The sequence below is a fragment of the Oleiphilus sp. HI0043 genome, assembly GCF_001634935.1.
Genome location: NZ_LWEY01000070.1, coordinates 1 through 726, shown reverse-complemented (window position 1 = coordinate 726; position 726 = coordinate 1). Strand labels below are relative to the sequence as shown.

General features: G+C 43.4%; 1 protein-coding gene. It reads left to right on the top strand.

Going from position 1 to position 726, the window contains the following annotated elements:
- Positions 1–109: 109 nt before the first annotated feature.
- A partial coding sequence (locus A3729_RS01635) for an ElyC/SanA/YdcF family protein (protein WP_068633012.1) occupies positions 110–726 on the top strand: 617 nt, incomplete at its 3' end.

Sequence of the window (726 nt, the reverse complement as noted above, 5' to 3'; positions counted from 1 at the left end):
CAAGTAAGTTTATTGATAAACATATGCTGGGTGCTTGGCAGGTGAAAGTGTTGGACGCTTCAGGTGAACTTTATATTCTTGCAGACTTTGAGGTTGTTAGCGCAAACTGATGGATATCTTGTTCGGCCTAAAAAAGCTGCTAGGTATGTCGTTAATGTCGGTACCGCTTATCTTGATCGGTTTACTGTTAGCAGGTTTTTTCTATCGAAAGCGTTATGTAAAGCTAGGCAGAATACTCAGTTTATTCAGTATTACTGCTTTATTTATTTTGAGCCTTTCACCGGTGACGGATGCTTTGATCAGGCCTCTTGAGTCACAGTATCCCGCCTACCAAGGCCAGCCCGTAGATTTTGTTTTAGTGTTAGGTGGCGGGCATTCAACAGCGAATGAGCGACCTTTAAGCAGTCTATTGAGCGGAACCTCATTAAGTCGGTTGACTGAAGGCTTGATGATTTACAGAGCAAATCCCGGGTCAAAGTTATTACTTTCTGGCTATCATGGGGATGATATTGAATCTCATGCTAAAGCGGCATCACGAGTGGCGATAGCCCTTGGAGTACCCGAGAGCGATATTTATTTGGCTGAAGAGGTAAAGGATACGGCAGAAGAGGCCAGGCATTGGGTTAAATTTATAAACGGTGCCAAATTTGCGTTAGTGACGTCAGCAATNCATATGCCCCGTTCTGTCTATTTGTTTAAGAAAGAAATCACTTTGCAGCAAGGCGA